The following is a 9,284-nucleotide window of genomic DNA, read 5'->3' as shown; positions in this document are numbered from 1 at the left end:
AGCGTTCAATCTGAGCCATGATCAAACTCTTCAATTTAAGATTTTGTCGGCTCAATGAATACTGACTTCAAAACTGTCCTTACTCGAAAGTAAGAAGTAATTTTAAAGCTATTATCGTTCCAACAGAACGATAATGAATTGACTGTGCCAAATAATTCCTTTCTACAAGAGAAAGTCRTTATTCGTATTGGTCACTCAGTTCATTGAACCCAATTTGTTTCCGAAGAAACAGTCTTYGCCTAAGCAAAAACTTATTGGATTATCATCAACGAGTGCCCACACAGATTGATAGGTTTATATTGTTAAAGAGCGTTCTTCTTTGTGATTCACATCACTTGGAAGAGGCGGTCATTTTAGCGATTTAAGTTTTAGTGTCAACCACTTTTTTCAAAACTTTTTCAAGCATTTGCTTGGCTTAATAACCTCACCAACTCGGTAGTCATTCTTTCGAAACCTAAGCTTCGAAGCGCTCCGTGTCAGTGAGGTCGCATTATAGAGATCATCGTCACGTTGGCAAGCCCTTTTTGCACTTTTTTTTGATTTATTTGCCTTTTGGGTGTTTTCTATTCAAAGATGGCTATTTTACCCACAATCCTATGCCCAAATAGGCAGGAAAACGCGATATAAACGCTATATAAAGGAGAAATCATGAGTTCACTGCGTAGCTATAAAGGAATAAAACCTCGTATAGGTAAAGATGTCTATATAGATAGTAGCTCAGTTTTAGTCGGTGATATTCAAATTGGCGATGATTCCAGCATATGGCCGTTAGTTGTTGCCCGTGGCGACGTGAATCATATTCATATTGGGCAACGAACGAATATTCAAGATGGCAGCGTATTACACGTTACTCACAAGAATGCCGAAAACCCTGATGGCTACCCACTTATTATTGGTAATGATGTGACAATCGGTCATAAAGTCATGCTACATGGATGCCAAATTCAAAATCGAGTTTTAGTGGGCATGGGCGCCATTGTCTTAGATGGTGTAATAATAGAAGAAGAAGTGATGATTGGTGCAGGAAGCTTAGTTCCTCCTGGTAAAACTTTAGAAAGCGGCTTTCTTTATGTGGGTAGCCCAGTAAAGCAAGCTCGCCCTCTCTCAGATAAAGAGCGTGCTTTCTTACAAAAATCAGCCAATAACTACGTCGAGAACAAAAATGATTACCTCAGTGACGTTATCGACATTAACGAGTAATCACAATTTGGCCCGATGCATTAAATTGTTCGTCTTCTATTTGCTCTTCTGCTAGCTCTTCAATATCAAAGCGATATTGCTCAAACACCTCAACCGCTTGTTGGGGTGTCATAATTGAGCGGCCTGATAGATGTTCGAGCACCGATTGCCCGACAAGACATTCAATCAAGGCTCCGGATTGCTGTGCAGGGAAAACCACCGCTTCTAGCTCTTCGTCCCAAGATTGGATATCTGGAAACAAAATAGATTGATTCATTACATACCTTCTAAGTTCCTACGAAGTTCTCGCAAGATTTGTTTTGTACCAGGCCTAAGCCCACGCCATAACATAAAGCTTTCTGCAGCCTGTCCGACAAGCATGCCTAAGCCGTCATAGACTTGAATGACTCCTTGCTCTAACGCCCATTGATTAAAACAAGTGAGCCCTTGACCATACATCATGTCATACACTTGAGTTTGTGCTGAGAATATAGAAGAAGAGATCGCAGGTAAATCACCACTTAAGCTCGCAGACGTCGAATTGATGATGACATCAAACGGATCTTCGACTTCACTCATTACGACTGCAGATACATTTCCGTAAGGCGCAAAGAGCTGTGCTAGTTGAGCGGCTTTGCTCTCAGTACGGTTGGTGATCACTAATTCGCTTGGCTGCTGATCAAGTAACGCTTTAATCACTCCACGAGCGGCACCACCTGCACCAATTAAAAGAATCCGCGCACCTTTTAATATCACTCGATGTTGCAATAGATCTTGCACTAAGCCTTCACCATCGGTGTTATCACCTAGAACGAGGCCATCGTCTAGCTTCTTCAGTGTATTCACTGCTCCGGCTAGTTGTGCTCGCTCTGTTAGTTGAGTAGCAAACTGATACGCTTCTTCTTTAAAGGGTACAGTGACATTACAACCCCGGCCTTGTTCTGCAAAAAAAGCCTCCACCATTGTCTTAAAACCATCAATAGGTGCAAGCTCAGCGGTATAAGTCATAGGTTGATTCGTTTGGCGAGCAAACAGTGTATGAATAAATGGCGATTTACTTTGGCCAATTGGGTTACCAAATACGGCATAGCGATCAATTTGCTGAGTCATATCCTTATTACCAGAAATTAAAAAGGGTCTATCAAGACCCTATCACTATCTATATATAGAGGAAAGCGTTACCACTCTCGTGGTTTGAGGTAATTCTCATAAAGATCCGCTTCTGCCGATCCCGGTTCTGGTTGATAACCGTATTCCCAGCGAGCTAAAGGTGGCATCGACATTAAGATTGATTCTGTTCGACCCCCACTTTGTAAACCAAACAAAGTACCTCGATCGAAGACGAGGTTAAATTCGACATAACGCCCACGACGATATAACTGAAATTGGCGTTCACGCTCACCAAATAGTTCGCTTTTACGTAGCTCAACAATAGGAATATACGCTTGCGTAAAGCCCTCTCCGACAGCTTTGATATACTGGAAACTCTTGTCAAATCCCCACTGGTTCAAATCATCAAAGAATAAACCACCTACGCCGCGAGTTTCGTCACGATGTGGAAGATAGAAGTACTTGTCACACCAAGCTTTATGTTCGGAGTAAACTTCTTCACCAAATGGAGCACAAATCTCTTTTGCCGTAGCGTGCCAGAATTGGCAATCAGCTTTGAATGGATAAAAAGGTGTTAAGTCAAAACCACCACCAAACCACCAAATCGGATCTTCACCCTCTTTTTCTGCAATGAAAAATCGAACATTAGCATGTGACGTAGGGATATAAGGGTTATTAGGGTGCATCACCAGTGATACACCCATCGCTTCAAAGCGTCGTCCTGCTAATTCAGGTCGGTGAGCAGTCGCAGACGCTGGCATTTCTTTACCCTGAACGTGTGAGAAGTTGACTCCTCCTTGCTCAAAGACATCACCAGAAGTCATAACACGAGTCCGGCCACCACCACCTAAGCGTTCTCCAGGTTCTCGATGCCAAACTTCCTCGACAAAAACAGCCTGACCATCAGCTTGTTCAAGCTGCTGGCAAATTGAGTCTTGTAACTGCATTAGAAATTCTTTAACGGCTTGCTTATCAATTACTGCTGGCATCACTTCTTTCCTTTCTGTCTACAATCTGACTCATAAGAGATTACGTTAGGTTTAGCCCTGTCTTAATATGTTTCCCGTTTTAGCATCACGGATTTCACTGGGTTTATCACGACCACTGGTTTGCCCCGCTAAAATCACGACCAGTTTATCACCAAGCTGAGATTCAACCTCTTCCGTTGTCATACACGGTGGTAACCCTGTCAGATTCGCACTGGTAGAGGTTAATGGCTTTTCAAATGCAATACACATTTTTTGAACTAAAGGATGATCAGTTACACGCACAGCTATCGAATCAAACTGCCCTGATACCCAATGAGAAACTCGATCACTGGCAGGCATAATCCATGTATAAGGGCCAGGCCAAGATGCTTTAACGGTGTTTAACTGTTCATCGTTTAGTTGCGATTCATCAATATAAGGAAGAAGTTGGTCATAATTGGCGGCAATCAGGATCAATCCTTTCTCAACAGGTCTTTGCTTAAGCTCAAGTAGCTTTTCAATCGCAGTAGGATTATCAGGATCGCACCCTACCCCAAACACACCTTCTGTTGGGTAAGCGATCACTTCACCATGTTTAAGTGCAGCAAGAGCCTGTTCAAAATTATCCACCAATCCTTCCTTTCTATTATTAAGTTGAGCTTATGCCAAGTTTACAAACATTCTTTGTCAGTGACTAAAGCAATTTGTTTATAAATTGTATCAAAGTCGCCTCAACCGAAAAGCAAACGTTTGCTTGGCGACAAAATACTCGTATAATGCGCTCAAATTACGCGCTCACCCAATTTTGTAGCTTGAAGGAGTTTGAGATGAAAGTCGGTATCATCATGGGTTCAAAATCAGATTGGCCAACAATGAAGCTTGCAGCAGAAATGCTTGATCAGTTTGGCGTTGAATATGAAACGAAGGTTGTCTCAGCACACAGAACTCCTCAACTACTCGCCGACTATGCCACCAGCGCAAAAGAGCGTGGTATTAAGGTGATTATTGCTGGTGCAGGTGGTGCAGCTCACCTTCCTGGAATGGCGGCAGCATTTACCAGTATTCCTGTCCTTGGGGTACCGGTTCAATCACGTGCATTAAAAGGGATGGATTCATTACTCTCTATCGTACAAATGCCAAAAGGGATTGCGGTAGGAACTCTTGCCATTGGCGAAGCGGGTGCAGCAAATGCTGGAATACTTGCTGCTCAAATCCTCGGAATTCATAACGAAAGAATCATGGCGAAAGTTGAAGACTTCCGAGCAGCACAAACCGAAACTGTACTTGCTAACCCAAACCCAGCAGAGGACTAACCCATGCGCGTATTAGTTCTTGGAGCGGGTCAACTAGCACGAATGATGTCTTTAGCAGGTGCGCCACTAAACATCCAAGTCTCTGCATACGACGTCAATACTGAAACGGTCGTTCACCCACTGACTCAAGCTGTGTTGGGTAAAGGACTGCTGTCAGCAATAGAAGCTTGTGATGTTATCACGGCTGAGTTTGAGCATATTCCACATCATGTTCTCGATACCTGCGAGCAAAGCGGCAAGTTTTTCCCATCAGCGGATGCAATCAAGACCGGTGGTGATCGACGCATAGAAAAAGCCTTGCTCGAACAAGCGCAAGTTCGTAACGCTAAATATCACGTGATTCAAACCCGCGCAGATCTTGACAAAGCAATCGAGCATATCGGAACCCCCATGGTCTTAAAAAGCGCTCTTGGTGGCTATGATGGTAAAGGCCAGTGGCGCTTAAAAGATCCTGAACTTGCCAACAATATTTGGCTGGAAATGGAACAGTGCATCGAAGCTAGTGATAATCAATCTATTGTTGCTGAGGAATTTGTTCCATTTACACGCGAAGTTTCCTTAATCGGAGCTCGCGGTAAAGACGGTTCAATCGTCACTTACCCATTAGCAGAAAACATTCATACCGATGGTGTACTCAGTCTTTCCACTGCTATTGCTGATCCTGAATTACAGCAGCAAGCGGAACAAATGTTCTCTTCCGTAGCGAAAAGCCTCAACTATGTTGGCGTTCTAGCTCTAGAGTTCTTTGATGTTGATGGGACTCTACTCGTTAACGAGATTGCACCTCGCGTCCATAACTCTGGTCACTGGACACAACAAGGCGCTGAAACTTGCCAATTTGAAAACCATTTGCGAAGTGTCTGCGGCCTACCACTTGGTAGTACTAAGTTGGTTCGAGAAACAGCAATGATCAATATTCTTGGCGAAGACACATTACCTGATGAGTTATTTAAAATGCCGGGATGTCATATTCATTGGTACGGCAAAGAGAAACGAGCGGGTAGAAAAATGGGCCACATTAATATTTGTGGAGACTATAGTGGTGAATTACAACGCCGACTTTGTGCTCTAGCCAACGTGTTAGATTCACAAGCTTTCCCAGCCGTGCATGATTTCGCTAAAAATTTCTCGGCTTAATTTTCTAGAATAGAAAAACAACAATGATTCTAAACGCAAAAAGCGACGTTAATAACGTCGCTTTTTATTCAATATCCATCACTGTGATTGAGTATGATGGCACTTTCTGTCGGCACATTGATACTTAGTTCCACTCGCTAATGTTTTCTCGACTAGCAGTGGATAACGACACACTTCACATTGCCCAACGATAGGCGGTTGATTCACCGCAAATTTACACTTCGGGTAGTTATCGCATGCATAAAATAATTTACCAAACCGTGTCTTACGTTCGACTAAATGTCCGCTGCGACATTCAGGACAAGTAATGTCATGACTGACATCCGCTTGCAGCGGTTGATCTAAGGATTCAATATGATTGCATTGTGGAAAATGACTGCAACCAATAAACATACCGTAGCGGCCTTGGCGTAAAACCAATTCATGCCCACATTGAGGGCAAGCCACACCTAACTCTTTAACGATATGTCCATCGTTCTGATGCAATGGCTTAATATAGTCACAATCAGGGTATAAGGTACAACCTAAAAATGGTCCGTGCTTGCCGTGACGTAAATGTAATTCACCGTCTCGCTGCTCTTCCAAACATTTAGGACAAGCTTGATGCTCTAACGCATGCTCATTGGCCGAAAACAATTGACGGTCAATCTTACTGCTCATACATATCTCTCAATCGACGACTTAGTGAAGAACACCTTGCTCTTTGGCGTACAGTAACTCTTCCATAAGGGTATAAGCGCTTTCATTGCCAGGAACATTGAATAACACCATCAAAATAATCCATTTTAAATCGTCTAGCTCAAAATCATTGGTTTCGAGTCCCATTACTCGGTCCATAACCATCTCACGCATCTCGGTATTCAACACACCGACTTGCTCTAGAAACAGTAGAAACCCACGGCAATCAATATCTAGTCTATCGAGCTCTTCTTCTGTATAGATTCTTGTTGAGGATGACGTGCTGCATACTGAAATCGCAGAGTGCGCTTCGCTCTGTTGCAATTCTGTCAACTCTTCTAGCCAGACAAGGGCTTTATATATGTCTTGTTGATCAAATCCAGCTCGAAGTAGTTCATCTTCAAGCTCATCTTGGTTGATCTGTAACTCTGCATCGCTATAGATGTAAGTTTCAAATAGATACATTAGGATATCCATCATCATAGCTAGCCCCTCCCCTTTAGAATATAACCACCAGAAACCGCGACAACATGTCCTGAAAGCTCAAGCTCTAAGAGCTGCATCATGACTTCTTGCACTGGTATATTGGTCATGTTGGCCAGAATGTCAACTGGAATAGCGTTGCTTCCGATATTCATCAGTAAATCAGCGTAAGGAATGGGTTGGTCATCATTCTGTATTTCAAACAATTCTGTCTGCAATGCTCTGGATGATGACACCTTATTACTATTAGACCAGCGAATTAAGGTTTCCATTTCATCTAAAACATCTTCAACATTTTGAACCAAGCAAGCGCCTTGTTTTATTAAACTATTGCACCCCCTTGCCCCTGCCTGTTGAATGGAACCGGGAATAGCAAAGACATCTCGCCCCTGCTCTGCTGCATATCGAGCGGTGATCAGCGAGCCACTTTTTTCTGCCGCCTCAATGACCAAAACACCTAAAGATAACCCACTAATAATGCGATTACGGCGAGGAAAATGGGCTGGTTTTGGTTTCGCATCTGGATGGAATTCTGAAATCAAAGCTCCAGATTGGGCAATCCGCTGCGCTAGGTCGCGATGACGAGCAGGATAGATATAGTTTAACCCACTGCCTAATACTGCATTTGTTTGCCCGCCACCTTGCAAAGCACCATCATGAGCATGTCCATCAATACCGAGAGCTAAACCACTTGTAACAACTAGTGACTTATCCACCAAAGCTTTCGCAAATCGAGTAGCATTAGCTAACCCGTCCATGGATGCATGTCGGCTGCCAACCATTGCTATTTGGGGTAATGAAAGGCAAGACAAATCCCCCTTAACAAAGAGAACACCGGGAGCCGCTCCCGACTCTTTCAATAAGGATGGGTATACTTCATCTATTAACGTGACGATATGGTGATCTGCGCTTTTTTGCTGCCATTCAACACATGCTTCAACTCTTTGCGATGCATGTTGACGAATAAACAAACGTTGCTCCATTGTCAGGCCTATTGCTTCTTGTGCTTTATCGTTAGAAGCTAAAATATTCGCTGGTGAGTCTTTGGCGAGTAGGCGAGCAAATCGGGACGAGCCAATTTTTGGCGTAAAGTAAAGCGCAAGCCAAGCTGAGAGATCATCCATATTCATGGTCTTTTACTTTCAGCCGAATTGAAGTTCGACAAAGATTTGATTTCCGCAGCTGTCGAAGCTTGAAGTTGGGTCTCCTTGCTTACCTGGCTAATACTCCCCATAACCACAGCCAAACTGATCGATTCATACGCTTGGATCACCATTAAGTGCCCTATCCGACTATCCGGTAAAATGATCTTATTTTGTATGGCTAATTGCAGGTGTTCAGATGCTGATGACTTCGCAATGACTTTTGCTCCTTGGTTAAATAGAGAAAAGTGACTTCCTTTGGTTAGACCATCATCTCTACCTCGGTCAATCACCACGACTTGGCCATTTGCGGCAAAGTGCACATCATCAAATGCGCCTAAAATATGAGTTTCAAGACCAAATGGAGCTGGTTTGGGTGTCAACGCTATATCAACAACCTCTTGTTGTTCCTCGACAAAAGGCAGAGCAATGTCATCGACTAAGATTTCTTGGCGCAGATCATCGACTACCAAGCCAGAGAACTCTTCATCCGAGATAGCCAGAGTCGCTGACGCTATCTTTTTCACGGCAACCATCACCTGTTCGTCACGGGTAAACTCATTCACGATACGATACAAACCCCACGCTTTGTGAGTCTGATGGCCACTGACATAAAGCAAAGCCTGCTGAGAAAGAAGTTTTAAGCCAGAACTAGCACCAAGTACACGCGAACTTTTCGCCACTTTATTTTTATTGAGCAACAGCAATGACTCTAAATAAGGAAGTACAATACCTTCATCGATAACGGGGGTTGGTTGCCTCTTTATAACTCTTACTCTTGGACTGAGCTTCACGGTAGGTTTTGTCTTTAAGTTAGGTTGCCCGTATCGCCAACTCAAATGGAGTTTATCGCCAGGGTGAATCAAATTTGGATTGGTTACATCCGGATTTACTTGCCATAAATAAGACCACATCTCGGGGTTTTCTAAGTACATACCTGAAATCCCCCACAAGGTGTCTCCCTTTACTACCGTGTAAGAGCTTGGTTTATTTTCCTTTATAGACAGAGTGTTGTCCGCTTTGCTCCCATTACTCGATACCGTCATCAATAGGAAAACGAGAATCGGAACTGAGTACCTTGTCGCTCGAGACATAGCGCCACCCTTGGCTGTTAACAAAATCACCATCAAAATAGGCAAATACATCATTCCTAATTAAGCAAAAGGAATTGAGAACCCTCGCCAAATTACGCAATGATGCTGTCATTTGGGGTATAAAATGTCTAGAATTGAGCCAATAAGGTTTAACCTGATTCGGCACAGTTCAACATTACG

The 9,284-nt window shown here is 43.3% G+C and carries 11 protein-coding genes; 3 read left to right on the top strand and 8 right to left on the bottom strand.

Annotated features, from left to right (window positions below; all coding sequences use genetic code 11):
* The first annotated feature begins 648 nt into the window (after positions 1–648).
* Positions 649–1,200, top strand: coding sequence for a gamma carbonic anhydrase family protein (locus tag DZ860_RS19790; protein WP_120034583.1), 552 nt, complete (start codon positions 649–651; stop codon positions 1,198–1,200).
* Here the strand turns inward: DZ860_RS19790 and DZ860_RS19785 are convergent.
* The 4 genes from DZ860_RS19785 to tsaC form a co-directional block, all read right to left on the bottom strand.
* Positions 1,190–1,456: a DUF1488 family protein gene (locus tag DZ860_RS19785; RefSeq protein ID WP_120034581.1), complete on the bottom strand. Its 267-nt coding sequence runs from the start codon at positions 1,454–1,456 to the stop codon at positions 1,190–1,192. The genes DZ860_RS19790 and DZ860_RS19785 overlap by 11 nt on opposite strands.
* Positions 1,456–2,289, bottom strand: coding sequence for a shikimate dehydrogenase (gene aroE / locus DZ860_RS19780; RefSeq protein ID WP_120034579.1), 834 nt, complete (start codon positions 2,287–2,289; stop codon positions 1,456–1,458). The genes DZ860_RS19785 and aroE overlap by 1 nt, the downstream gene beginning before the upstream one ends.
* A gap of 68 nt (positions 2,290–2,357) precedes the next feature.
* Positions 2,358–3,278 (bottom strand): oxygen-dependent coproporphyrinogen oxidase, encoded by a 921-nt coding sequence (gene hemF / locus DZ860_RS19775; RefSeq protein ID WP_120034577.1) that lies wholly within the window; start codon positions 3,276–3,278, stop codon positions 2,358–2,360.
* Positions 3,279–3,329: 51 nt separating this feature from the next.
* On the bottom strand, positions 3,330–3,887 hold the full coding sequence (tsaC, locus tag DZ860_RS19770; RefSeq protein WP_120034575.1) for an L-threonylcarbamoyladenylate synthase type 1 TsaC: 558 nt from the start codon (positions 3,885–3,887) through the stop codon (positions 3,330–3,332).
* 197 nt (positions 3,888–4,084) lie between these two features.
* Here tsaC and purE point away from each other — a divergent pair, with 197 nt between their 5' ends.
* Positions 4,085–4,570 carry a 5-(carboxyamino)imidazole ribonucleotide mutase gene (purE, locus tag DZ860_RS19765; protein WP_120034573.1) on the top strand — a complete coding sequence of 162 codons (486 nt, stop codon included), beginning with the start codon at positions 4,085–4,087 and terminating at the stop codon, positions 4,568–4,570.
* Between the two features lie 3 nt (positions 4,571–4,573).
* Entirely contained in the window at positions 4,574–5,707 is a 1,134-nt protein-coding gene (locus DZ860_RS19760; protein WP_120034571.1) for a 5-(carboxyamino)imidazole ribonucleotide synthase, read from the top strand.
* Positions 5,708–5,785: 78 nt separating this feature from the next.
* Here DZ860_RS19760 and DZ860_RS19755 read toward each other — a convergent pair whose 3' ends face one another.
* The 4 genes from DZ860_RS19755 to DZ860_RS19740 are packed head-to-tail and all read right to left on the bottom strand — an operon-like array spanning position 5,786 to position 9,104.
* Complete coding sequence (locus DZ860_RS19755; protein WP_120034569.1) at positions 5,786–6,367, bottom strand: DNA topoisomerase family protein; 582 nt, start codon at positions 6,365–6,367, stop codon at positions 5,786–5,788.
* Positions 6,368–6,388: 21 nt separating this feature from the next.
* Positions 6,389–6,868 carry a DUF494 family protein gene (locus tag DZ860_RS19750; RefSeq protein WP_120034567.1) on the bottom strand — a complete coding sequence of 160 codons (480 nt, stop codon included), beginning with the start codon at positions 6,866–6,868 and terminating at the stop codon, positions 6,389–6,391.
* 2 nt (positions 6,869–6,870) lie between these two features.
* Positions 6,871–7,998 carry a DNA-processing protein DprA gene (gene dprA, locus DZ860_RS19745; protein ID WP_120034565.1) on the bottom strand — a complete coding sequence of 376 codons (1,128 nt, stop codon included), beginning with the start codon at positions 7,996–7,998 and terminating at the stop codon, positions 6,871–6,873.
* A complete protein-coding gene (locus tag DZ860_RS19740) occupies positions 7,995–9,104 on the bottom strand; it encodes a LysM peptidoglycan-binding domain-containing protein (RefSeq protein ID WP_165862940.1) in 1,110 nt (369 codons plus the stop codon). The genes dprA and DZ860_RS19740 overlap by 4 nt, the downstream gene beginning before the upstream one ends.
* Between the last annotated feature and the right edge of the window lie 180 nt (positions 9,105–9,284).

The organism is Vibrio sinensis (genome assembly GCF_003605645.1).
Lineage (GTDB): Bacteria > Pseudomonadota > Gammaproteobacteria > Enterobacterales > Vibrionaceae > Vibrio > Vibrio sinensis.
Note: the sequence above shows the minus strand (reverse complement) of the source record. Positions and strands in the feature narration are given on the sequence as shown.